This window comes from Micromonospora sp. NPDC005686, from assembly GCF_042871665.1.
In the GTDB taxonomy this organism is placed as follows: Bacteria; Actinomycetota; Actinomycetes; order Mycobacteriales; family Micromonosporaceae; genus Micromonospora.
Genome location: NZ_JBIAIY010000007.1, coordinates 176,195 through 198,570 on the forward strand (window position 1 = coordinate 176,195; position 22,376 = coordinate 198,570).

Below are 22,376 nucleotides of genomic sequence, written 5' to 3' on the forward strand. Positions count from 1 at the left end.
GGAAAGCGGCCAGGCTGTGGATAACTCTGTGGACTTCCGGGCCGGCCGGTGGATCTCCGGCCGGCCCGGCGCGTCCGTCAGATGTCCAGGAACCGCACGTCCTTGGCGTTGCGCTGGATGAACGACCGGCGAGCCTCGACGTCCTCACCCATCAGGACGCTGAACAGCTCGTCCGCGGTTGCGGCGTCGTCGAGCGTGACCCGGCGCAACGTACGCGTCCCCGGGTTCATGGTGGTCTCCCACAGCTCCGGGTAGTTCATCTCGCCGAGACCCTTGAACCGCTGGATGTCGTCCGGGCGGGCGTTGGGCTTCTTCTGCTGGCGCAGGGCGATCAGCCCGTCGCGCTCGCGGTCCGAGTACGCGTACTGGGCGTCGTCGCCCTTCTTGTTCCACTTGATCTTGTAGAGCGGCGGGGCGGCCAGGTAGACGTGGCCCAGCTCGACCAGCGGACGCATGAAGCGGAACAGCAGCGTGAGCAGCAACGTCTGGATGTGCTGGCCGTCGACGTCGGCGTCGGCCATCAGCACGATCTTGTGGTAGCGCAGCTTCTCGATGTCGAAGTCGTCGTGGATGCCGGTGCCGAGCGCGGTGATCAGCGCCTGCACCTCGTTGTTCTTCAGCACCCGGTCGATGCGGGCCTTCTCGACGTTGAGGATCTTGCCGCGGATCGGCAGGATCGCCTGGACGCGCGGGTCGCGGCCCTGCTTGGCCGAGCCGCCGGCCGAGTCGCCCTCGACGATGAAGACCTCGGACTCGCGCGGGTCGGTGGACTGGCAGTCGGCCAGCTTGCCGGGCATCGACCCGGACTCCAGCAGCGACTTGCGCCGGGCGAGCTTGCGCGCCTGCTGGGCGGCGATCCGGGCGCGCGCCGCCTGGGACGCCTTCTGGATGATGATCTTCGCTTCGGCCGGGTTGCGGTCGAACCAGTCGACGAGCGACTCGTTGCAGACCCGCTGCACGAAGCCCTTGACCGGGGTGTTGCCCAGCTTGGTCTTGGTCTGGCCCTCGAACTGCGGGTCGGTGAGCTTGACCGAGATGATCGCGGCCAGGCCCTCGCGGATGTCCTCACCCGAGAGGCGCTCGTCGCCCTTGAGCAGCTTCTTCTCAGCGCCGTAGCGGTTGACGACGCTGGTCAGCGCGGCCCGGAAGCCTTCCTCGTGGGTGCCGCCCTCGTGGGTGTTGATGTTGTTGGCGAAGGTGTAGACCGACTCGCCGTACGACTCGTTCCACTGCATGGCGATCTCGACCGACATGCCCGTCTCCTCGGCGCCGAACTCGACCACCGTCTTGTGGATCGGGGTCTTGGAGGCGTTGAGGTGCCGGACGAAGTCGGCGATGCCGCCGTCGTAGTGGAAGGTGACCTCGCGGATCTTGCCGTCCTCGTCCTCCGGCACCCGCTCGTCGAGCAGGTGGATCGTGAGGCCCCGAGTGAGGAAGGCCATCTCCTGCAGGCGCCGGTAGATGGTGTGGAAGTCGAAGTCGACGGTCTCGAAGACGTCCGGATCGGGCCAGAAGGAGACCGCCGAACCGGTGCGGTCGGTCGCCTCACCCTTCTCCAGCGGCGTCGGCTTGGAGTGGTGGTATTCCTGCCGCCAGACGAAGCCGTCCTTGTGGATCTCCACGGCCATCTTGGTGGACAGCGCGTTGACCACGGAGACACCGACGCCGTGCAGGCCGCCGGAGACGGCGTAGGCCTTGCCGTCGAACTTGCCGCCGGCGTGCAGCACGGTCAGCGCGACCTCGACACCCGGCTTCTTCAGCTTGGGGTGCAGGTCGACCGGGAAGCCACGGCCGTTGTCCGTCACCCGGACGCCGCCGTCGGCGAGCAGCACCACGTCGATGGTGTCGCAGTGCCCGGCCAGCGCCTCGTCCACCGCGTTGTCGACGACCTCCCACACCAGGTGGTGCAGACCGCGCTCGCCGGTGGACCCGATGTACATACCGGGCCGCTTCCGGACCGCTTCCAGGCCCTCGAGAACGGTGATGGACTCGGCACCGTACTTCTTGTTGTCCTCCGCTGCCACGCTCGGCCACTTTCTCGCACCGGCCGCGCGTGGGGCGCGGGGGCACGGGTTCGGCGGACAGGACGCGACGTCGGCGCGCATGGACCGCCCCTGGGATCGCCAGGCTCGGATCACGTACGCCGGGCGCCGCGGTTGCCCGCGGATCGCGATCGGCTCGGACCCGATGCGGGACTATGATCGAGGGCTCATGCGGGCCCCTGTCCGTCGCTCCGTCTCGGGTCTTTCGTCTCGCCCTCAATCTTACTGTGCGGAGCCGACCAAACCGCCACTCGGCACCCTCTCCGGGGCGGCTGAGAATGCCGTAGCCGGACGAACCGCTCCGCCCGCTACTCCCCCTACACGCCAACGGGCCGATCCCACGCCACCGGCCACCGTGAGCCGCGGCCGGTCGTCCGGCCGGCGATCGGCAGTGCGCCGCCCGGGGGTCGCGGCCGGGCCCGGCGTGCCGTAGCTTTTGCGGCGCCGCCGTTGCGGTCTTGATCTTTTGCGCCCGGAACCGGGACGATCGTCGAAGATGGTCCGAAAACGCTTGGTGAGAGGTGACGCCAGATGGGGCTGGACAACGTCGCGGTGCACTGGCCGCGGACCGGCCGCTTCTACGACCCGGTCGCGCCGGCTGAGTTCGTGGACTTCGGCGAGATCGTGGACGTGCCCCGGATCTCCGCGCCGACCGCGGCGCTCGCCGAGCTGATCGCGAAGACCGGCACGGTACGGGCGACCGCGTACACCGAGTTGGTCGACCTGATCCTCGGGCTGGAGAATGTGCTCTACGCCACGGAGAACGCGGTCGAGGACGAGGACCCGGTGATCGACCCGGAGGGCTGCTCCTGGATCGCCGAGGGTGTGGAGAAGTTCGTCGCCCGGCACCGGCCGTACGGCGAGTCGGTCACGTTCGAGTCGGTGAGCGAGGTGCTGCGCGCGCTGCTCGGCGACGGCCGGCTGGCCGAGCAGCAGCTCCGCTGGCTGGACAGCCGGCTGGACCGGCTGCGGGACGAGAGCGGCGACCCGCCGCAGTGGAACTTCACCTGCGCCGAGCTGAGCGTGCTGGCCGCCTTCTACCGGCGCTGCGCGGAGCGGGGCTTCGCGGTCTACGCGGACGCCTGAGCGGCCGGGCCGGGCCCGCGCGATCCATGCTCGGAGACGGCGGCCGTGGCCCGGTTGGCCGCGGCGATCACCTCGGTCAGCGCCGTGTGCAGGTGCCGCAGGTCGGCCAGCGGCAGGCCGAGGCGCTGCACGATGGCCGGCGGGATCCGCTCGGCCTGCGCCCGCAGCGCCTGCCCGGCGGCGGTGAGCGAGACGGCCAGGCTGCGCTCGTCGGCGGCGTCCCGTTCGCGTCGGACGTAGCCGGCCGCCTCCAGTCGCTTGAGCAGCGGTGACAGCGTGCCCGGGTCGAGTTGGAGCAGCCGGCTCAGATCCCGCCCGGACAGCGGTGCGTGCTGCCAGAGCGCCAGCATCACCAGGTATTGCGGATGGGTGAGGCCCATCGGCTCCAGCAGCGGGCGGTAGACCGCGACGACGCTCCGGGCGGCGACGGACAGCGCGAAGCAGACCTGCTGCTCCAGCGCCAGGGGATCCTCGATCGGATCGGTCACCGCGTCCTCCTCGTCGTCGTTGCGATCGTAGCAACGATTGGTGTACCAATGGTTTGTACACAAAGCAGGGAGAGGGGCGGCGGATGAGCGACGACGAGCAGGTGGGCGACGCCTCCGGCAAGGGTGGCCGCCTGCTGGGCTGGGTGTTCCAGAACCTCGCCGGCCCCTCCCAGGTGCAGGGCGCGGTGCAGGGCGGCTCGAAGCTGGCCCGCGAGGCGTGGAAGCAGGACCTGGAGCGGCGCAAGCAGTGGAGCCGCGAGCAGCGCGAACTCAAGCGCGCCCGGCGTGAGGCGCGGCGTTCGGGCGGTGTCGGTCAGCCGTAGGTGTCGCGGGGGCCGCGCCCGCGTACCCGTCGAGGGCCGCGCGACCACGACGGCGTCGCCGGGCCGTGGATGTGCAGCTTTCGCACGACGTTGTGGCCGACCTCGCTGGCGATCTGTTTGAGCAGCGAGCCCGCCAGCAGGCGCAGTTGGGTCGCCCAGGCGGTCGAACGGGCCTCCACCGTCAGCTCGCCGTTCTCCAGCTTGACCGGACGGCTGTGCTGCGCGACCTCCGCGCCGACCACCTTCTCCCACGCGCCGAAGACCGTCGCCTCGGCCGCCGGCTGCTGCCAGCCGCGCGCCTTCATGAGCTTGTCCAGCACCGCGCCGAGCGGCTGCGGGTCGCGCGGGTCCGGTCCGGGGCCGGAATAGCCGCGCAGCCGCTTCTCGCCGTCGCCGCGGACCGCGCCGCGCCGCCGGGGCGCCGCTGCCTGCCGCCGGGCCTTCGCCGCGTCGAGCACCGCCCGGGCCAGTTCCGGCCCGGCCGCGCCCTCCGGCGGGCTCGCGGCCGGCGCACCGTCCGCCGGTTTCCCCGGGGTACGCGCGTCGCGTCCCGGCCCGAGTCGCGCGGGCGGGAGCAGAACCTCGTCGTCAGACACGCCGCACCGTCCCCTCGCCCACCGCGTACCGGGTGCCGCGCAGCGTCGCCGGCACGTCGTCGTCAACAGCACAGGTGACCAGGAGCTGACTGGCGCCGCCGACCAGCTCGGCCAGCCGTTCCCGGCGGCCGGTGTCCAGCTCGGCGAAGACGTCGTCGAGCACCAGCACCGGCTCGATCCCGTCGGCGCGCAGCAGGTCGTACCCGGCCAGCCGCAGCGCCAGCGCGTACGACCAGGACTCGCCGTGGCTCGCGTACCCCTTTGCGGGCAGCGGGCCGAGGGTGAGGGCCAGGTCGTCGCGGTGCGGGCCGACGAGCGTGGTGCCGCGCTCGATCTCGGCGGCGCGGTTCGCGGTGAGCGCGGCGGCGAGCGCCTCCGCCAGCGCCGCCCGGTCGGCGCCGGGTTCGGGCAGCTCGACCGAGGGCCGATACGCGATGCCCGCCGCGCCGCGGCCGGCGGCCACCGCGTCGTACGCCTTCGCCACGTGCGGGGTCAGCGCGGCGACCAGCTCCAGACGGCCGGCGAGCAGGTCCGCGCCGTGCTGCGCCAGATGCGCGTCCCACACGGCCAGCGTCGACAGGTCGCCGCCGCGTGTGCCGCCGGTCTTGCGAGCGAGGTACGAGGTACGCAGCAGCGCGTTGCGCTGCTTGACCACGCGCTCGTAGTCGGCGCGTACCCCCGCGTAGCGGGGCTGGCGGGTGACCAGCAGGTCGTCCAGGTAGCGGCGGCGCTCGGCCGGGTCGCCGCGGACCAGTTCCAGATCCTCCGGCGCGAACAGCACGAGACGCAGCGCGCCGAGCACGTCCCGGGCGCGCCGGGCCGGGGACCGGCCGAGCCTGGCCCGGTTGGCCTTGCCCGGCACGATCTCCAGCTCGACCAGCAGTTCGCGGCCCTCGTGCACCACCGCGCAGCGGATCACCGCCGAGGTGGCGCCCATCCGGACCAGCGGGGCGTCCGTGGCGACCCGGTGCGAGTCCAGGGTCGCCACGTAGCCGAGCGCCTCGACCAGGTTGGTCTTGCCGACGCCGTTGGCGCCGACGAGCACGTTCGGACCCGGCTCCAGGTCTACGCCGACGCGCTCGTAGGAGCGGAAGTCGACCAGTTCGAGCCGGCGGACGTACACAGGCTGTGGATACCGGTCAACGCTTGTGGACGGCGTGGCCGCCGAACTGCTGGCGCAGCGCGGCAACGGCCTTCATCGCGGGCGAGTCGTCCTGCCGGGAGGCGAACCGGGCGAAGAGCGACGCGGTGATGACGTTGAGCGGTACGGCGAGCCGGACCGCCTCGTCCACGGTCCAGCGGCCCTCGCCGGTGTCCTCGGTGTAGCCGCTCAGCTCGGCCAGCTCCGGGTCCTCGTCGAGCGCCCGGTCCAACAGGTCGAGCAGCCAGGACCGGACGACGGTGCCCTCACGCCACGACTTGAACACGCCGGGGACGTTCGTGACCAGCTCGGAGGCGGCCATCAGCTCGTAGCCCTCGGCGTAGGCGTGCATCAGGCCGTACTCGATGCCGTTGTGCACCATCTTGGCGTAGTGGCCGGCGCCGACCGGGCCGGCGTGCACGAAGCCGAACTCGCCCTCGGGCTTGAGCGCCTCAAAGATCGGCATCAGGCGCTCGACGTGCTCCTGCGCACCACCGACCATCAGCGCGTACCCGTTCTGCCGGCCCCAGACGCCGCCGGAGACGCCGACGTCGAGGTAGCCGATGCCGTGCTCGTTCAGCCGCTCGGCGCGCGGGGCGTCGTCGCTGAACCGGGAGTTGCCGCCGTCGATGATGATGTCGCCCTCGCCGAGCACACCGGCGAGCTCGTCGATGGTGGCGTCGGTGACGCCTGCGGGGACCATCACCCAGATCGCGCGGGGCGACTGGAGCTTCTCGGCCAGCTCAGCCAGGCTCGCGGCGTCGCTGATCTCCGGGTTGCGGTCGTAGCCGACCACCTCGTGCCCGGCGGCGCGCAACCGCTCCCGCATGTTGCCGCCCATCCGGCCGAGTCCTACCAGGCCGAGCTGCATCTGCTCCTACCTCCGTACGTCAGGGTCGTGCTGCCTGCGATCAGCGGGACACGCGGATCGGCATGATGAGGTACCGGTACCCCGGGATGACCTCGCCATCCTCGCCGGCCGGGGAGATGACCGCGGGCTTGAACGCGTCGACGAACCGGAGCAGGGCGTGCTGCGCGCCCAGGTTGGTCAGACCGTCGATGAGGTACTGCGGGTTGAACCCGATGGTCAGCGGCTCGCCGCTGAAGGTGGCATCCATGGCCTCGCTGGCCCGGGCCTCCTCGGTGCCGCCCGCCTCGACCACCAGACCGTCGGCGCTGAAGCTCAGCAGGACCGGTGTGGTGCGCTCGGCGACCAGCGCGACGCGCTTGACCACCTCGATGAGCGCGGAGACGGCGACGCGGGCCTCGGCGTTGTGGTCGGCCGGGAACAGCGAACGCACCGGCAGGTAGTTGGCGCCGTCGAGCAGCCGGCTGGTGGTCCGGCGGGTGCCGCCGGAAAAACCGATCATGCCTTCACCGGCGCCGCCGGAGGACAGCGCCATGGTGACGTGGCCGCCCAGCGGGCCGAGCGCCTTGGCGGTGTCGTGCAGCGTGCGGGCCGGCACCAGCGCGTTGAGGCTGATCTCCGGGTCGTCCGGGTTCCACTCCATCTCACGCAGCGCGAGGCGGTAGCGGTCAGTCGCCAGCATGGCCATCGTGCTGCCGCTCAGCTCGAGGCGTACGCCGGTCATCATCGGCAGCGTCTCGTCACGGCCGGCGGCGACTGCCACCTGGGCCACGGCGGCGGCGAAGGCGGCGGCGTCCACGGTGCCGGCGCTCTCCGGCATCTCCGGCAGCGTCGGGTAGTCCTCCACCGGCATGGTGGGCAGCGTGAACCGGGCGCTGCCGCAGACCAGTTCCAGGTGGGCGCCGACGGCGGCGATGTCCACCGGCTTGGCCGGCAGGGCCTTGGTGATCTCGGCGAGCAGCCGGCCGGAAACCAGGGCGGCGCCGTCCGCGTCACCCTGCACCTCGACGGTGACCTGGCTGGAAACCTCGTAGTCGAAGCCGGAGACCTGGAGGTTGCCGTCGGTCACCCGGAGCATCACCCCGGCAAGTACCGGTACGGAGGGTCGGTTGGGCAGGCTCTTGGCGGTCCACGCGACCGCCTCGGCGAGCGCGTCGCGCTCCACTCGGAACTTCATCAATGCCTCCGCGTCGACGTCAGCGACAACTCTCTCATGCCGACCGCTGCCACCCGTCCCGCCCGACCGTGCGGGTACCCATCGCACCTTAGGGCGCGCGGGCATCGGCTGTGCGCCCGACCCCGTGGATCCAGGTGCCCGGGCGACTGCCGACGGCAGTGCCGTGGCCCGATCCACAGGAAGTCCAACGGTGATGATTGGTTTTTGTTGTTTAGAAGAGATAACTCATCGTCTTCATCGCACCTGTGCAAACTGTGGAGAACCCGCGTCCGCGCAGGTCAGACACGTTATCTACAGGTGGGTTGGCTGTGGAGAACCAGGGGTGGAACTCGTGTCCCGGTCCACAGCCCTCGCCAGCCGCCGGGTTTTCCACGGCTGTCCACCGGTTGTCCACCGGTAATCCACCGGTTTTCTCCCCAGCTCTGTGGACAGCCGCGGCAGCGCCGGCGACCGTCATCCACAGAACCTTCAACAGGCCGCCCACAGCCGTGCCGCCGTCTGGGGACAACGTGACGGTCGTCCCCAGGCGTCCACAGGCTCGTCCCCAGGAGTTGTCCACAGTCTGTGGGTAACCGGCCGAGTGCGAAGCGTGGTTGTCCACCGCCTGTGACACAGGGGCTGTGGACAACGGGTACGAGCTGTGGACGAGCACGCGACCGATCCTGGGCCCTCGACCGGGTCAAGGGTCAACAAGTTCCGTTGTCGGCTTCCCGCCACTCGCCAACCCGGCCCCCCGACCTGTCGCCTCACTCACGTCAGCCGGCACGCCGATCCGCCCACCCGGACGCGGCTCAGGTCGATCATGAGGTTGACGGCGTCGACCGTCCGATTTGTCATAGGCAACCTCATGATCGCCCGTCAGCTCCAGCTGTGTCCGGGCGCCCGGGTTCTCCTGTTGACGAAGGAGTTTGGGACGGAAAACACGCGGTCTGCCTCCACGAACTCCTTGATCTCACCGCCGAAGCGGGGAGCCAGAGGAGGGTGGGACCGCGAGAGGGTCAGGTGTTCTGCTTGATGCGGTTGGTCAGCTCGGCGATCTGGTTGTAGAGCGAGCGCCGTTCGGCCATCTGCTGGCGGATCTTGCGGTCCGCGTGCATCACAGTGGTGTGGTCCCGGCCGCCGAACGCCTGCCCGATCCGGGGCAGCGACAGGTCGGTCAACTCGCGGCACAGGTACATGGCCACCTGACGCGCGTTCACCAGCACCCGGGAACGGGAGTGGCCGCGCAGGTCCTCCATGCTCACGCCGAAGTAGTCGGCCGTGGACACCATGATCTGGTCAGCGGTGATCTCCGGGCCGGCGCCGTCCGGGATGAAGTCCCGCAGCACCTCCTCGGCCAGCGACAGCTCGACCGAGGAGCGGGTCAGGCTGGCGAAGGCGGTGACCCGGATCAGCGCCCCCTCCAGTTCGCGGATCGAGTTCGACACCCGGGACGCGATGAACTCCAGTACGTCCGGCGGGGCGAACAGCCGCTCCTGCGCCGCCTTCTTCTGCAGGATCGCGATGCGCGTCTCCAGGTCCGGCGGCTGGATGTCGGCGAGCAGGCCCCACTCGAACCGGGTACGCAGCCGGTCCTCCAGCGTCGCCAGTTGCTTCGGCGAGCGGTCGGACGTGATCACGATCTGCTTGTTCGCGTTGTGCAGCGTGTTGAACGTGTGGAAGAACTCCTCCTGCGTCCGCTCCCGGTTCTCCAGGAACTGGATGTCGTCGATCAGGAGGATGTCCACGTCCCGGTAGCGGCGCTGGAACGCGCTCGTCTTGTCGTCGCGCAGCGAGTTGATGAAGTCGTTCGTGAACTCCTCGGTCGAGACGTACCGGACCGAGCGCGCGTTGCCGAGCGTCGTGGCGTAGTGCCCGATGGCGTGCAGCAGGTGGGTCTTGCCCAGCCCGGAGCTGCCGTAGATGAACAGCGGGTTGTAGGCCTTCGCCGGCGACTCGGCCACCGCCACGCTCGCGGCGTGCGCGAACCGGTTGGACGAGCCGATGACGAACGTCTCGAACATGTACTTCGGGTTGAGCCGGTTGCCGCCGCTCTCCGTACCGCCGGGGAGCCTGCGGTCGGCCTGGCCGCTACCCGGGCGGCGGTGGTCGGCACCGCCCCGGCCAGGGCCGCTGTCAGTGGCGCCGTCGCGGGGCAGGCCGCGCATCGGCGCGCGGTCGGCGGCCGGGCTCTCCCGGTACCGGGGCTCGTACCCCCCGGCGTCGGGCACGGGCGGCTCGACGCGGGTGCGCTCGTCGAAGGCGCGGCGCTCGGGCGCGGTACGCACCGGTTCGCCGAACGCGGCGCTGAACAGCGTGTCCTGCGCGTCGCGGCCGGCCGGGATCAGGTGCGAGCGGGAAGTGTCGGCGGTCCGCTGGCGGGGTGCCGGCTCGTCGACCGGCTGCTCCGGCCGGGGCTCGCCGTATCCGGAATCGGCGTACCCGGGCTCGCCGTACCCGGACTGCGGGCGCCGTGACGGGTAGGTCGGGGCGGACGGGCCGGGCTGGTCGAAACCGGGCAGTGGAGCGGCGCCGTCGTGCTCGGGCAGCGGTTCCGGGTTGCTGCGGTAGACCGTGCCGGCCGGGCGGGCGGCGGGGTCGTCGGCGACCCGTACGGTGACGGCCACCTGGATCGGCCGCCCGAGCCGCCGGCTCAACGCCTCGGTGATGGCCGGGCGGAGCCGGGACTCGATCACGTCCCGGGTGAAGGCGTCCGGCACCGAGAGCAGCGCGGTGTCCTCGACGATCGCCCGTAGCCGGGTGAGCCGGAGGTATGCCCGTTGTTGCGCGGAGATGATCTCGTCGGCGAGTTCGTCCGTGGTCGCCGTCCACACCGCGGCAAGGTCGGTCGCTCCGGTCACCGTCGTCCCACCCCCTCGCCTGCTCCTTCTCACGCCCGCCCGGACGGCTGACCGGTCGTCATCCACAAGTTATCCACAGCCTGTGTACCGACCGATTGTGGCCGCCCGCCGGACGCGGGTCGGACCTGCCCCCTCGATTCACGGGGGCGTTGAAGCGGGTTCACCGTGCCGAACGATTCAACAGCGTGTCCGGTCTTGCCGATCGGCGACAAACCCCGGACCCCGACGCCGACCGCAATCGCGCACGCTAACAGCGCGGACCCCACAGCATCAACCGGCGACACCCTGACGACCTTGGCAACATCAGTGAAACCGCCCCTTCGGTCGCGGTTGCGCGCAGGTCGGGCGCCTGAGTGTGACGTTGACGGTCATTGCGACCCTGCGTAGGCTGGAGCGGCTGCTCTCTCGCCCTCTGCTAGGGTGATTGATGCTTGCTGTCCGTGGCTGTCATCCCGCATCGCCGGGGCGAGTGTCACGGCAGCGCCGATCGGAGGTCACCGACAGGTGATCTGAACCAGCACACGACCCCGGGCGATCCGCCGCGCGGGGCGTACGACAACGGAGAGCCTGACGTGAGCAAGCGCACCTACCAGCCGAACACCCGCCGGCGCGCGAAGACCCACGGCTTCCGGCTGCGCATGCGCACCCGTGCCGGCCGCGCCATCATCTCGACCCGTCGCTCCAAGGGCCGCGCGCGCCTGTCGGCCTGACGCCGACAGGTCCGGTCCGGGGACGTGGGCAGTCGTGCTGGCAGCCGCGCAACGACTGCGGCGCAGTAGCGACTTCGCCGCAGCGGTTCGCAGTGGCCGACGCGTCGGCCGTGGCGCCGTCGTGGTCCACCTGACCATCCCCGAGCCGATCGGCACCACAGCGACACCCTTGCCGGAGCCGGCGCGAAGCAACGGTGCGGAGACCTCCGCACCCAGCCGCGCCGGCTTCGTCGTGTCCAAGGCCGTCGGCGGCGCCGTGGTCCGCAACAAGGTCCGCCGTCGCCTGCGGCACCTGGTCCGCGAGCGGCTGGCCGAGCTGCCCGCCGGCACCACAGTCGTGGTACGCGCGCTGCCCGCGTCCGCCGACGCGACGTACGCCCGGCTCGGGGCCGACCTGGACGCCGCCCTCGCCGCGGCGCGGTCCTCCCGGGGACGGCGGCCGCGGTGAACGGCCCGACGACGGCGACGCCGTCCCCCACAACCGGTGCCCGCATGCTGCTGGCGCCCATCATCGCGTACCGTCGGTGGATAAGTCCGGCTCTGCCGGCCCGCTGCCGGTTCTACCCGTCGTGCAGTGCCTACGCCGTGGAGGCGGTTTCCCGGCACGGTGCGCTGCGGGGTGCCTGGCTGACGGTCCGTCGGCTGTCGCGCTGCCATCCCTTCCACCCAGGTGGACACGACCCGGTCCCGGAGCCGGGCGACCGCCGCCGTTCCGACGTGACTGGAGCCTGAGTGTTTAGTCTCGACTGGATCTACTACGCGATCTCGTGGATCCTGCTGACCTGGCACTCGGCCTGGGACGCCATCGGAGTGCCGGTCGGGACCGTGATCGGTACGAACTGGGCCTGGATCCTCGCCATCATCTTCCTCGTGGTGACGGTCCGGGTGATCCTGTTCCCGGTCTTCGTCAAGCAGATCAAGTCGCAGCGTGCAATGCAGGCGCTCCAGCCGAAGGTGAAGGAGCTCCAGGAGAAGCACAAGGGTGACCGGGAGACGCTCCAGAAGGAGATGATGGAGCTCTACCGGAAGGAAAAGGCCAACCCACTCATGGGCTGCCTTCCGATGTTCCTCCAGATCCCGGTCTTCCTGGGCCTGTTCCACACGCTGCGCCGCCTCAGCCCCGACAACCAGGGCAAGACGCTGTACGGCTGGACCGTCGACCAGTTCAACAGCGCCTCCAACGCGACGCTGTTCACCGCGCCGATCTCCGGCAAGTTCGGCTCCACCGCCGAGGAGCTGAGCCGGCTGGGCGCGAGCACCGGCACGGTCAAGGTGGTCGCCGGCATCCTGGTGGTCATCATGATCGCCACCACCTACCTGACCAGCCGGCAGATGATCCTGAAGACCGGGTGGGCCGAGGACCCGCAGCAGCGCATGGTGCAGCGACTGATGCTCTACGGCATCCCGCTGTCGCTGCTGATCTCGGGTGCGATCTTCCCGATCGGTGTGATCATCTACTGGGTCACCAACAACCTCTTCACGCTCGGCCAGCAGCAGTGGGTGCTGCGGAAGTTCCCGCCGCCGGTGACCGCCAAGAGCACCAGCGCCGCCAAGGGCCCGGTGCAGCCGGCCAAGGCCGGTGGCCTGTTCGGCCGCAAGGCGGCGCAGCCGCCGGCGAAGGCTCCGGCCGCGGCGCCGAAGGTGGCCGGCCCGAAGCCGGGCGCCAAGCCGGCCAACCCGAAGAAGGGCGGCAACCGGCCCGCCAAGCGACAGGGCTGAGCCCTCGGGCCACCGGCGCGACGTCGTCGGTGGCCCGTTCCGGCCGCGTGCTGCCATCCGAGGAGTCGGCGCCCGGCCGGAATCGCCGCGCGGAGCGCGGACACGGGCGAAACTGGCCCGTACAGACGTGCCCGAGGGCACCCGGCGAACCTCCCGCCGGCCCCGGGAGACCAGCGGACCCCCGACGGTCCGGCCGAGCGAGTACGGAGATGAGACCCGTGACCGAGACCAGCATCCCCAGCGCCGACCAGTCCCTGGACGAGGAGGCCCCCGTTACCGCCGCCACCGAGACCGAGGACGCCGCGGGCGAGGCCCGGGAGAAGAAGGCCCCGGCCGAGAGCGACCTGTTCCGGCAGAGCGAGATCGCCGCCGACTACGTCGAGGGTCTGCTGGACATCCTCGACTACGACGGCGACATCGACGAGCTGGTGTCCGGTGGCCGCCCGGTCGTCGAGGTGGTCGGTGGCCGGTTGCAGAACCTGGTCGGCCAGCGCGGCGCGACCCTTGAGGCGCTCCAGGAACTGGCCCGGCTGGCCGTGTTCCGCCAGACCGGCACGCCGAGCCGGCTGCTGCTCGACGTCGGCGGCTACCGGGCCACCCGGCGCAAGGAGCTGGCCGCCGTGGCGAAGAACGCGGTCGAGAAGGTCAAGGAGCACGGTGAGCCGGTGCGCCTGGAGCCGATGTCCGCGTTCGAGCGCAAGTGCGTGCACGACGTGGTGAACGCGATGAGCGGGGTGGAGAGCGAGTCCGAGGGCGTCGAGCCCAACCGCCGCATCGTCGTCCGGCCGGTGGCGGACTGAGGTCAGTGATCTCCGACGAGACGACGGCAGGAGCCGTGAGCGGCCCGGGCGGTACGCCGCCCGGGCCGTCGGCTGCGCGCCCCGACCCCACTGTCGACCCGGTCTTCTCCGGCAAGAACGGGACGGCCGAACCGGCGTGCCCGGGAAGGGCCGTGACCGACCCTGGCGAGCCTGCCTTCTCCGGCGAACCGGAGGTGGTGACCGGGATCGAGCCGGCCGATCCCGGGGTGGACGTGACGCCCGCCTTCTCCAGTGAGCCCCCGGCGGAGGTGACGCCGGTCGGCCCGGCCGCGGCGGCCGACCCGTTCTTCGCGGAGCCGTCGGAGGACGGACCGTCCCTGGTGGACGGTCCGGCTGAGCCCGACCCGGCGTCGGCGACGCTTCCGCCGGAACTGGCGGAGGCCGCCCGCGCGCTGTTCGGGGACCGACTCGACCTGGCCGCCGCGTACGCCGAACTGCTCGCCACCGACGGCGTGGTCCGCGGCCTGATCGGCCCGCGCGAGACGCCGCGGCTGTGGGAGCGGCACCTGCTCAACTGCGCGGTGGTGGCGGAACGGATCCCGGAGGGGGCCACCGTGATCGACGTCGGCTCCGGAGCCGGGCTGCCCGGCTTGGTGCTGGCGATCGCGCGTCCCGACCTCACCGTGACGCTGGTGGAGCCGCTGGCCCGGCGCACGACTTTCCTGATCGAGGCGGTACAGCGTCTCGGCCTGACCCGGGACGTGCGTGTGTTCCGTGGGCGGGCCGAGGAGGCGGCGGCCGGCTCGCGCGACCGGGAACCGCTGAGCGCCGACGTCGTGACGGCCCGCGCGGTGGCGCCGCTGGACCGGCTCGCCTCGTGGTGCCTGCCGCTCGTGGTGCCCGGCGGCCGCCTGGTCGCCCTCAAGGGCGCCTCGGCGGCCGACGAGATCGCCGAGCACGCCGAGGCCGTGATCCGCCTTGGCGGCGGGACGCCGGAGCTGCACCGGTGCGGGGACGGCGTGATCGAACCCCCGGCGACTGTGGTCGAGGTGGTCCGGGAGCGCGTGGTCAACCCGCGCCGTCCCAAGAAGCCGAAGCGGTCGCGGGGCGGCCGCCGTCGCGGCGACCGCTGACCGGGTACGCCATTCCGCACGCCCGGTCCGGTCGTTGGACCGGTAGGCGTGACGTGATCGATCACAACCCGACATGGACCCACCACGCCCGTCGGCCGTAGGCTGACCGCGCGTCGATAGTGTGGAAACGGCGGTGCCGGGCGGCACTCGAGCCCGACGGTTCCCGCCGAGCCGATGGCGCCGCGCGCGGCGCGGACGCGATTCGACGGGTGCGGACCGACCATCCGGAGCGGGTAGGGATGACAGGTGCATGACGACGGCAGGTACGACGATCCACGATTGACCGGACCAGGAGGCAAGCCCTCCGCCGACCCCGTTTCACGTGAAACCAACTACCAGGAGTGGACGGTGAACGAGTCCGGCGAGCCGTCCTCTCCGCACCAGCCGGCGAACCGACGGGAGTCGTCGGCCGGCGGCATGCGTCCGGTCTCGTCCGTGCCTGCCAATGTGCCACCGGCCCGCGATCCGCTCGACCCGGCCGACGGTCCGGTGAACGCGCCGACCCCGCGTCCGCCCGCAGTGCGGGCGAACGCCGCGGTACCCACCCGCTACGAACCCCAGCCGCCCGTTTCGGCCGTACCGCACCAGGCCGCCCCCGAGGCCACCGTGACGCCGTCCGACACGCCACAGGCGGACGGGTACGGAGACCAGGTAGACGCCAGCACGTACGTTTCACGTGAAACCCCGACGCGCGAAGAGGATGATCCACCGTTGGCTATGGAGGCGATGCGCGCCGTGCAGATCCTGAATCCCAGTGGCGAGGTCACCATGCCGCGTCCCGACCGGACCCGGGTGATGTGCGTCGCCAACCAAAAGGGCGGCGTCGGCAAGACGACCACCACCGTGAACCTCGCAGTGGCGCTCGCGCTGCACGGCAACCGGGTGCTCGTGGTCGATCTTGACCCCCAGGGCAACGCCTCCACCGGTCTGAACGTGCCGCACCACACGGGCGTACCCGACGTGTACGACTGCCTGATCGACAGCGTGCCGCTCGAAGAGGTGGCCCAGGCGGTCGAGGGCATCCCCAACCTGTGGTGCGTACCGGCCACCATCGACCTTGCCGGCGCCGAGATCGAGCTGGTCTCGGTGGTGGCTCGGGAGTCGCGTCTGGCGCGGGCCATCGCCGCGTACCCGGGTCACTTCGACTACGTCTTCATAGACTGTCCGCCGTCGCTCGGCCTGCTCACCGTCAACGCGCTCGTGGCCGCGCAGGAGGTGCTGATCCCGATCCAGTGCGAGTACTACGCGCTGGAGGGCCTCAACCAGCTGATCAACAACATCAACCTGGTTCGCCAGCACCTCAACCCGCAGCTTGAGGTCTCCACGATTCTGCTCACCATGTACGACAGGCGTACGCGGCTGGCCGACGCGGTGGAGCAGGACGTCCGGAACCACTTCGGGGACAAGGTGCTCCAAGCGGTGATTCCCCGCAACGTGCGTGTCTCCGAGGCACCGAGCTACGGCCAGTCGGTGATGACCTACGATCCCGGTTCGCGGGGGGCCACGAGTTACTTCGAGGCCGCCCAGGAGATCGCGGAGCGAGGCGTCAAGGAGCCGGTGAGCCGGAATGCGTAGTGCGGAGATGTCGCTGGGAGGCGTCGTATGAAGAACCGTCCCCGCGGCGGGCTGGGCCGAGGGCTCGGCGCACTCATCCCCACAGGCCCGGTACCGGGCACCGAACCGGCTGCCGTCGAGCCGGAGCCGTCAGTTGGCAGCGCGTCTCCGTCGGCCCCGACCCCGGTTGCCGACGCCACCGCTGCCATAACCGGTGGCGTCGGGAGCACCCCGCCTCCGCCGGCCGAGCCCGAGTCTCATCTGAGCCCGGTGCCCGGTGCCCGCTTCGCGGAGATCCCGGTCGACGCGATCGTGCCGAACCCGAAGCAGCCCCGGCACGTCTTCGACGAGGAGGCACTGGAGGAGCTGAAGACCTCGATCCAGGAGGTCGGCTTCCTCCAGCCGATCGTGGTTCGCCAGCTCGACCTCGAGAAGTTCGAACTCGTGATGGGCGAGCGGCGCTGGCGTGCCGCCCAGGCGGTCGGCCGGGAGACCATCCCCGCCATCGTCCGGGACACCAAGGACGACGCCATGCTCCGGGACGCGCTGCTGGAGAACATCCACCGCGCGAACCTCAACCCGCTCGAAGAGGCGGCGGCGTACCAGCAACTGCTGGAGGAGTTCGGCGCCACGCACGAGGAGTTGGCCCGGCGGATCGGCCGTAGCCGCCCGCAGATCTCCAACACCATCCGGCTGATGAACCTGCCGCCGGCCGTGCAGCGCCGGGTCGCCGCCGGCGTCCTCTCCGCCGGCCACGCCCGGGCCCTGCTCAGCCTGGACAACGCAGAGGCGCAGGAGGCGCTGGCGGAGCGCATCGTGCGCGAGGGCATCACCGTACGCGGCGCCGAGGAACTCGTGCACCTGGCGCTCGCCGAGGAGCCGGCGAAGTCCGCCGCGGCCAAGCGCAGGCCGAAGGCGCACGCCCCGGCCCTCACCGATCTCGCGGACCGGCTCTCCGACCGGTTCGACACCCGGGTGAAGGTCGACATCGGCCGCAGCAAGGGCAAGATCACGATCGAGTTCGCCACCGTTGACGACCTGGAGCGGATCGTCGGGATCATCGGCATGGGCGAGGAGGGGCAGCCCGAGGCGTAGCCCGGCTTCTCAGGTCGTTGATCCGGCCGCACCCCGCCGAGGGGGTGCGGCCGGATCAACGTTTCCGGGCCTTGCCCCGGTCGGGAGGTTGAAGCGAGGGCTCTCGCCTCCCGGTCTTTGAGCGGGCGAGGAGTCTCCCCGACATTGACCGCCGTTTCACGTGAAACGGAGAGCCTGTGGCCGAGCCTGACTGCGGTCGGCCGACCCTGCGGTGGCTTGACGAGCCCGAACTGGCGAGCGGGCGTGTCGGCAGGCGAAGACCGAGGGCCGAAGAGGGCCTAAGGGAGCCAGGGCGTTTGAACGGTGGCGCGCTGAGCGTTGGGGCGCGAAGCGCGGATGCTGGAGGGGTGCCTTGAAGCGCGAGCCACGGCCGTTGGGCGTGCACCGTGCACCGTAAGCCTCGAAGTGCGCGAGCCGCGGCGCGCAAAGCCGCGAAGCGAGCCGCCACGCGGTGAGCCAGATCGCCGCTGAGCCGGGTGAGGCGCCAGCCGGGTGAGGCGCTGAGTTCGGGAGCGCTGAAGTTGGGGACCGCTGAGCCGGGTTGGTCCTAGCTGGGCACGCTGAGCCGGGTTGGTCTTAGCCGTTGCCGCCAAGCCGAGCCGGGAACGGAGTCAAACGGGTGGAGACCGCGAACGGTGGCCGCAAGCGGTTAGCCGGAGAGCCTGACCCTTGGCGTGTAGAGGTCCGACGGCTGTAGTCCGCATCAGCGTGCTCGGGTGGGGCAGCCCGGACCTGCCACCCTCCGGCGGGTCACGCTGAGCAGAGCGCGGCGGGCTCAGGCGCCGGAGTATGGCGACGAAGACGAGCCACGGGGCACTCCTGGCGAGTAGATGCTCCGGCACAGCCTGGCCCCATTCGCCGACGTCACGCGCGGTAGATCCGAGGACCGACACCCTTGGTTCAGACCGAGGCAGTCGAAGGCTCCGGCGATGAGGCCTCCCGCTACCGAACCACATCCAGCCCGCAACTCTTGCGCTCCGGTGTGGTGACTGACGAGGACGGCCGTTTCACGTGAAACAGCAACTCCGACATCGGGTGCGGCGAAGCCGCCCGATCCAACCGAGGACGCGCTGTCGGTCGGTCGTCGGCTAGACCCCTGACCCATGACCGATCGACAGCAGCAGCTCGCACTCGGACAGCTTCAGCCGTCGCCGTGCCATGACTTGCCGCCGGCCAGAAAAGCGGCCATCTGAGACAGAGCGAGGCGCGGTGCTAACGCCGGCCGCGGAGCAGAGCAGCGACCACGACGCCCGGGCCGTTTCACGTGAAACGAATACCAGAAGCCACCACCGCCGGTGCCGATCCGTCGCTGGATCGTTTGATGAACGGGCCCGGGATCCACCCAGGGTTATCCACAGCGGTTGTCCACAGGCTCGCTCCGTTTCACGTGAAACGGAGCGATGAAACCCTTACTGAGCAGTGCATGACGCGCTGTGCTGGTGATCTCGCCAGCCTGTGGACAACGCGGTGGACAACCTGTGTGCGGTCAGTGGAACGGGTAGGGACAGGCGTCGCCAACTCGGTTAGGGTCAGCGTCGTGCCGGACACCCCTCCCTCAGTTCCCGACTTCACCCAGTGGCCGTCCTTCCCCTTCGAGGGCGATCTCCGCGTCAAGCAGCTCGACGACCCCGTACCGTTCGAACCTCCCCGCCGTGGCGAGGCGGACCGGGAGTGCACCGCCTGCAACGCGCCCGACGAGGCGTACATCTGGGTCGGTGAGCGGTGGCGCGTCCGCGCCATGGACCGGCCCACCGGCCTGCCGATGGTCCTGATCCTGGAATCCCGCTCCCACCTGGATCTGGGCGATCTGCCGAACCTGCTCGCCGCCGAGCTTGGCGTGATGACAGTGCGCCTGGAGCGGGCCGTGCGCTCGCTCGACGGGGTGGCTCGGGTTCACGTGAACCGGTGGGGCGACGGGTCGGCGCACCTGCACCTGTGGTTCCTGGCCCGGCCGTACGGGCGGCTGCAACTGCGGGGCACGTTCCTGTCGCTGTGGGACTCGATCCTGCCCCCGATCTCCGAGGAGCAGTGGCGGGAGAACCTCGCCATGGTTGCCGCGTGGCTCGCCGAGTTCGGCGGCCGTCCGCTGGCCGAGCCGCCGCGCATCCACTGGCAGGCGCCGTCGACTCTCTCCGCGACCTCCCCGGCGAACACCCCTGAGGAGATCGAGGAGGAGTCCGTGTCGGTCATCGAGGCTGCGGACGAGATCCCGGAGTCCGACGCGGTAGCGGACCTCTCAGACCCCTCGACGGACCCCTCGGAGCCCGGCCCGGTGCCGCAGGCCGGCCCGGCGCCGGCCAGCGCGCCGGACAGCGCATCAAACAGCGCACCGAGCGGCGATCCAACCAGCGACGACGAGGACGAGCCGAAGAACGTCCCGGACGACCGGCCGGGCGCGGGGCGTACCCCGGAGAGCTGAGGTCAGCGGCGGCGGGCGGCGGCCCGGGTCACGAGCGCGCCCAGGACCCGGCCGAAGTCCAGCCCGGCCGCCTGGATCGCCAGCGGCAGGAGCGACGTCTCGGTCATGCCCGGCGAGACGTTCACCTCCAGCACGTGCGGCTCGCCCTCGGCGTCGACGATGAGGTCGACCCGGGACAGGTCGCGCAAGCCGAGCGCGGCGTGTGCGGCGAGCGCCACCTCGGTCACCCGGGCGGTGGTCGCGGCGTCGAGCCGGGCGGGCGCGTGCCAGGTGGTACGCCCGGCGGTGTAGCGGGCCGCGTAGTCGTAGACGCCGTTGCGCGGCACGATCTCGACCGGGGGCAGGGCCTGCGGGCCCTCGCCGAGGTCGAGCACGGAGACCGCCACGTCCATTCCGGGGACGTAGCGCTCCACGAGCGCCGTCTGGTCGTACGCGAAACAACCCACCATCGCGGCCGGCAGCGACGCCGCCTCCCGGACCACGGCGGCGCCCAGTCCCGAACCGCCCTGCGCGGGCTTGACCATCAGCGGCAGCCCGAGGCGCTCGACGATCCGGTCCAGGACGGCCACCGCGCCCAGCTCGGAGAAGCGGTCGTGCGGCAGCGCCACCCAGTCGGGCGTGGGGATGCCCGCCTCGCGCAGCACCGCCTTCGCCGACGGCTTGTCCCAGGCGAGCCGGGACGAGCGGGCGTCGCAGCCGACGTAGGGCACGTCCCAGAGGTCGAGTACGCCGCGCAGCGAGCCGTCCTCGCCGGTGGCGCCGTGCAGGGCGATCACCACCGCGTCCGGGGGGTCAGCGGTCAGGGCGGGCAGCAGCGTCACGTCGGCGTCGCGGAGTTCCGCCTGTACGCCCACCGCGCGCAGCGCGTCGAGGACCCGGCGACCGGAGCGCAGCGAGACGTCCCGCTCGTAGGAGAGGCCACCCGCGAGCACGAGCACGTGCAACTCGTCGACGGAGGATCCGGTCACGGGAGAGGGTGCGGCGGTGCTGTCAGACATGCGGGCATCATGCCAAGTCGGGGCCGGGCGCGTCCGAGCCGCCCTGGCGACGGCGAGGTCCGGCACCGCCGACCGCGCCGAAGACCCTGCGCATGGCGATCTCCTGCTCCATCACCCCGGCGAGCCGGCGAACGCCCTCGCGGATCCGCTCCGGCGTCGGGAAGGAGAAGTTGAGCCGCATGTTGCCGGTGCCGGTGCCGTCGGCGTAGAAGCCGGTCCCCGGCACGTACGCGACGCGGGCGGCAACGGCCCGCGGCATCATCGCCTTGGAGTCGAGGCCGCCGGGCAGCGTCGCCCAGACGAACAGGCCGCCTTGCGGCCTGGTCCACGTGGTGCCCTCGGGCATCAGGTCGGCCATCGCGTCGAGCAACGCGTCCCGGCGCTCGCGGTAGACCTCGCGGTAGACCTTGAGCTGCTGCCGCCAGGGCATGGTGCCGAGGTACGTCGAGACGGCCGCCTGCGCGTAGGCGCTCGGGCAGAGGATCTGTGCCTCGCTGGCGATGACCAGCTTGTCGCGGACCGCGTGCGGCGCCAGGATCCAGCCCACCCGCAGGCCCGGCGCGAACGTCTTGGAGAACGTGCTCAGGTAGAAGACGCCGTCGCGGCGCCGGGCGCGCAGCGGTGCGGGCGCCTCACCCTCGAAACCGAGCTGACCGTACGGGTCGTCCTCCACCACGAGCAGTCCGGCGCGCTCGCAGATGTCGAGCACCCGTTCGCGCCGCTCCTCGCTCAGCGTCACGCCGGCGGGGTTCTGGTAGGTGGGGATCGTGTAGAGGAACTTCACCCGCCGGCCGGCGCGCGCCAGGTCGGCGATGGCCACCTCCAGCGCCTCCGGGATGAGTCCTTCGTCGTCCATCGGCACGTGGGCCACCTGGGCCTGGGCGGCCTGGAACACCCCGAGCGCGCCGACGTACGTCGGGCCCTCGGCGAGCACCACGTCACCCGGATCCAGGAAGAGGCGAGCCACCAGGTCGAGGGCCTGCTGGCCGCCGACCGTGACCACCACGTCCTCCGGTGAGGCGCCGCAGGAGGCGTCGATCCCGGACAGCGACATCACCTCGCAGATCCGCTCGCGCAGCTCGAGAGTGCCCTGGCCGATGCCGTACTGGAGGGTGGTGGCGCCGTGGTCGGAGCCGAGCCGGCCGAGCATCTCGCCGACTGCGTCCAGCGGCAGCGCCGCGATGTAGGGTGCCCCACCGGCGAGCGAGACGACCTCCGGCCGACTGGCCACCGCGAAGAGCGCCCGGATCTCCGAGGCGGTCATCCCGCGGACGCGCCGGGCGTACCGGTCGGTGTAGTCGTCGAGCGTCGTGCCGGTCATGACATCACCTCGATCGGGTGTCGGCGGGGCTGCCGCCCGGTGTGGTACCCGCGATGCCGACATCCATTGGCGGCGGGGGCCGTTTGTCGATCGTAGTCCCCGGTG

20 protein-coding genes are annotated in these 22,376 nt (G+C 71.0%); 11 read left to right on the forward strand and 9 right to left on the reverse strand.

All coding sequences use genetic code 11. From position 1 onward, the window contains the following. Nucleotides 1–77: 77 nt before the first annotated feature. Nucleotides 78–2,024, reverse strand: coding sequence for a DNA topoisomerase (ATP-hydrolyzing) subunit B (gene gyrB / locus ACFYON_RS18050; protein WP_354866447.1), 1,947 nt, complete (start codon nucleotides 2,022–2,024; stop codon nucleotides 78–80). Between the two features lie 549 nt (nucleotides 2,025–2,573). Here gyrB and ACFYON_RS18055 point away from each other — a divergent pair. Next, nucleotides 2,574–3,128 (forward strand): hypothetical protein, encoded by a 555-nt coding sequence (locus tag ACFYON_RS18055; RefSeq protein WP_354866449.1) that lies wholly within the window; start codon nucleotides 2,574–2,576, stop codon nucleotides 3,126–3,128. Here the strand turns inward: ACFYON_RS18055 and ACFYON_RS18060 are convergent. Then, nucleotides 3,113–3,616 (reverse strand): MarR family transcriptional regulator, encoded by a 504-nt coding sequence (locus ACFYON_RS18060; protein WP_354866451.1) that lies wholly within the window; start codon nucleotides 3,614–3,616, stop codon nucleotides 3,113–3,115. The genes ACFYON_RS18055 and ACFYON_RS18060 overlap by 16 nt on opposite strands. An 83-nt stretch (nucleotides 3,617–3,699) precedes the next feature. Here ACFYON_RS18060 and ACFYON_RS18065 point away from each other — a divergent pair, with 83 nt between their 5' ends. Further along, nucleotides 3,700–3,939, forward strand: a complete 240-nt coding sequence (locus ACFYON_RS18065) for a hypothetical protein (RefSeq protein WP_354866453.1) — start codon at nucleotides 3,700–3,702, stop codon at nucleotides 3,937–3,939. On the opposite strand, the gene ACFYON_RS18070 is transcribed toward ACFYON_RS18065, so the two are convergent. From ACFYON_RS18070 to dnaA, 5 genes are all read right to left on the reverse strand, one after another. After that, nucleotides 3,930–4,535, reverse strand: coding sequence for a DciA family protein (locus ACFYON_RS18070; protein ID WP_354866455.1), 606 nt, complete (start codon nucleotides 4,533–4,535; stop codon nucleotides 3,930–3,932). The two genes, ACFYON_RS18065 and ACFYON_RS18070, sit on opposite strands and share 10 nt — an antisense overlap. Beyond that, on the reverse strand, nucleotides 4,528–5,658 hold the full coding sequence (gene recF / locus ACFYON_RS18075) for a DNA replication/repair protein RecF (RefSeq protein WP_354866457.1): 1,131 nt from the start codon (nucleotides 5,656–5,658) through the stop codon (nucleotides 4,528–4,530). The genes ACFYON_RS18070 and recF overlap by 8 nt, the downstream gene beginning before the upstream one ends. Nucleotides 5,659–5,674: 16 nt before the next feature. After that, nucleotides 5,675–6,547 carry a phosphogluconate dehydrogenase (NAD(+)-dependent, decarboxylating) gene (gene gnd / locus ACFYON_RS18080; RefSeq protein ID WP_354866459.1) on the reverse strand — a complete coding sequence of 291 codons (873 nt, stop codon included), beginning with the start codon at nucleotides 6,545–6,547 and terminating at the stop codon, nucleotides 5,675–5,677. A 40-nt stretch (nucleotides 6,548–6,587) separates the two neighbouring features. After that, complete coding sequence (dnaN, locus tag ACFYON_RS18085) at nucleotides 6,588–7,721, reverse strand: DNA polymerase III subunit beta (protein WP_387320943.1); 1,134 nt, start codon at nucleotides 7,719–7,721, stop codon at nucleotides 6,588–6,590. 998 nt (nucleotides 7,722–8,719) lie between these two features. Further along, nucleotides 8,720–10,561 carry a chromosomal replication initiator protein DnaA gene (dnaA, locus tag ACFYON_RS18090; RefSeq protein WP_354866463.1) on the reverse strand — a complete coding sequence of 614 codons (1,842 nt, stop codon included), beginning with the start codon at nucleotides 10,559–10,561 and terminating at the stop codon, nucleotides 8,720–8,722. A gap of 572 nt (nucleotides 10,562–11,133) precedes the next feature. Here dnaA and rpmH point away from each other — a divergent pair. The 9 genes from rpmH (at nucleotide 11,134) to ACFYON_RS18135 (ending at nucleotide 19,952) form a co-directional block, all read left to right on the forward strand. Continuing rightward, entirely contained in the window at nucleotides 11,134–11,271 is a 138-nt protein-coding gene (gene rpmH, locus ACFYON_RS18095; RefSeq protein ID WP_091100492.1) for a 50S ribosomal protein L34, read from the forward strand. 34 nt (nucleotides 11,272–11,305) lie between these two features. After that, entirely contained in the window at nucleotides 11,306–11,719 is a 414-nt protein-coding gene (gene rnpA, locus ACFYON_RS18100; protein WP_354866465.1) for a ribonuclease P protein component, read from the forward strand. Nucleotides 11,720–11,763: 44 nt separating this feature from the next. Beyond that, nucleotides 11,764–12,003 carry a membrane protein insertion efficiency factor YidD gene (gene yidD, locus ACFYON_RS18105; protein ID WP_013477538.1) on the forward strand — a complete coding sequence of 80 codons (240 nt, stop codon included), beginning with the start codon at nucleotides 11,764–11,766 and terminating at the stop codon, nucleotides 12,001–12,003. Beyond that, nucleotides 12,004–12,990, forward strand: coding sequence for a membrane protein insertase YidC (yidC, locus tag ACFYON_RS18110; RefSeq protein ID WP_354866467.1), 987 nt, complete (start codon nucleotides 12,004–12,006; stop codon nucleotides 12,988–12,990). A gap of 209 nt (nucleotides 12,991–13,199) precedes the next feature. Continuing rightward, nucleotides 13,200–13,790 (forward strand): R3H domain-containing nucleic acid-binding protein, encoded by a 591-nt coding sequence (locus ACFYON_RS18115; RefSeq protein WP_357708172.1) that lies wholly within the window; start codon nucleotides 13,200–13,202, stop codon nucleotides 13,788–13,790. 338 nt (nucleotides 13,791–14,128) lie between these two features. Further along, nucleotides 14,129–14,884: a 16S rRNA (guanine(527)-N(7))-methyltransferase RsmG gene (rsmG, locus tag ACFYON_RS18120; RefSeq protein WP_354866778.1), complete on the forward strand. Its 756-nt coding sequence runs from the start codon at nucleotides 14,129–14,131 to the stop codon at nucleotides 14,882–14,884. Nucleotides 14,885–15,130: 246 nt separating this feature from the next. Further along, nucleotides 15,131–16,459, forward strand: coding sequence for an AAA family ATPase (locus tag ACFYON_RS18125; RefSeq protein ID WP_387320945.1), 1,329 nt, complete (start codon nucleotides 15,131–15,133; stop codon nucleotides 16,457–16,459). 27 nt (nucleotides 16,460–16,486) lie between these two features. Next, entirely contained in the window at nucleotides 16,487–17,533 is a 1,047-nt protein-coding gene (locus tag ACFYON_RS18130; RefSeq protein WP_354866473.1) for a ParB/RepB/Spo0J family partition protein, read from the forward strand. A gap of 1,537 nt (nucleotides 17,534–19,070) precedes the next feature. After that, on the forward strand, nucleotides 19,071–19,952 hold the full coding sequence (locus tag ACFYON_RS18135; RefSeq protein ID WP_357708177.1) for a hypothetical protein: 882 nt from the start codon (nucleotides 19,071–19,073) through the stop codon (nucleotides 19,950–19,952). A gap of 2 nt (nucleotides 19,953–19,954) precedes the next feature. Here the strand turns inward: ACFYON_RS18135 and ACFYON_RS18140 are convergent, their stop codons facing one another. Beyond that, nucleotides 19,955–20,950: a D-alanine--D-alanine ligase gene (locus tag ACFYON_RS18140; RefSeq protein ID WP_354866477.1), complete on the reverse strand. Its 996-nt coding sequence runs from the start codon at nucleotides 20,948–20,950 to the stop codon at nucleotides 19,955–19,957. 7 nt (nucleotides 20,951–20,957) lie between these two features. Further along, nucleotides 20,958–22,271 carry a PLP-dependent aminotransferase family protein gene (locus ACFYON_RS18145; protein WP_354866479.1) on the reverse strand — a complete coding sequence of 438 codons (1,314 nt, stop codon included), beginning with the start codon at nucleotides 22,269–22,271 and terminating at the stop codon, nucleotides 20,958–20,960. Between the last annotated feature and the right edge of the window lie 105 nt (nucleotides 22,272–22,376).

Bases quoted from the DNA above. Each gene is read 5' to 3' on its own strand.
- ACFYON_RS18065 (WP_354866453.1), top strand. From the start codon at position 3,700: ATGAGCGACGACGAGCAGGTGGGCGACGCCTCCGGCAAGGGTGGCCGC.
- ACFYON_RS18055 (WP_354866449.1), top strand. From the start codon at position 2,574: ATGGGGCTGGACAACGTCGCGGTGCACTGGCCGCGGACCGGCCGCTTC.
- ACFYON_RS18130 (WP_354866473.1), top strand. From the start codon at position 16,487: ATGAAGAACCGTCCCCGCGGCGGGCTGGGCCGAGGGCTCGGCGCACTC.
- yidD (WP_013477538.1), top strand. From the start codon at position 11,764: ATGCTGCTGGCGCCCATCATCGCGTACCGTCGGTGGATAAGTCCGGCT.
- ACFYON_RS18145 (WP_354866479.1), bottom strand. From the start codon at position 22,271: ATGACCGGCACGACGCTCGACGACTACACCGACCGGTACGCCCGGCGC.
- ACFYON_RS18115 (WP_357708172.1), top strand. From the start codon at position 13,200: ATGAGACCCGTGACCGAGACCAGCATCCCCAGCGCCGACCAGTCCCTG.
- gnd (WP_354866459.1), bottom strand. From the start codon at position 6,547: ATGCAGCTCGGCCTGGTAGGACTCGGCCGGATGGGCGGCAACATGCGG.
- dnaN (WP_387320943.1), bottom strand. From the start codon at position 7,721: ATGAAGTTCCGAGTGGAGCGCGACGCGCTCGCCGAGGCGGTCGCGTGG.
- ACFYON_RS18140 (WP_354866477.1), bottom strand. From the start codon at position 20,950: ATGTCTGACAGCACCGCCGCACCCTCTCCCGTGACCGGATCCTCCGTC.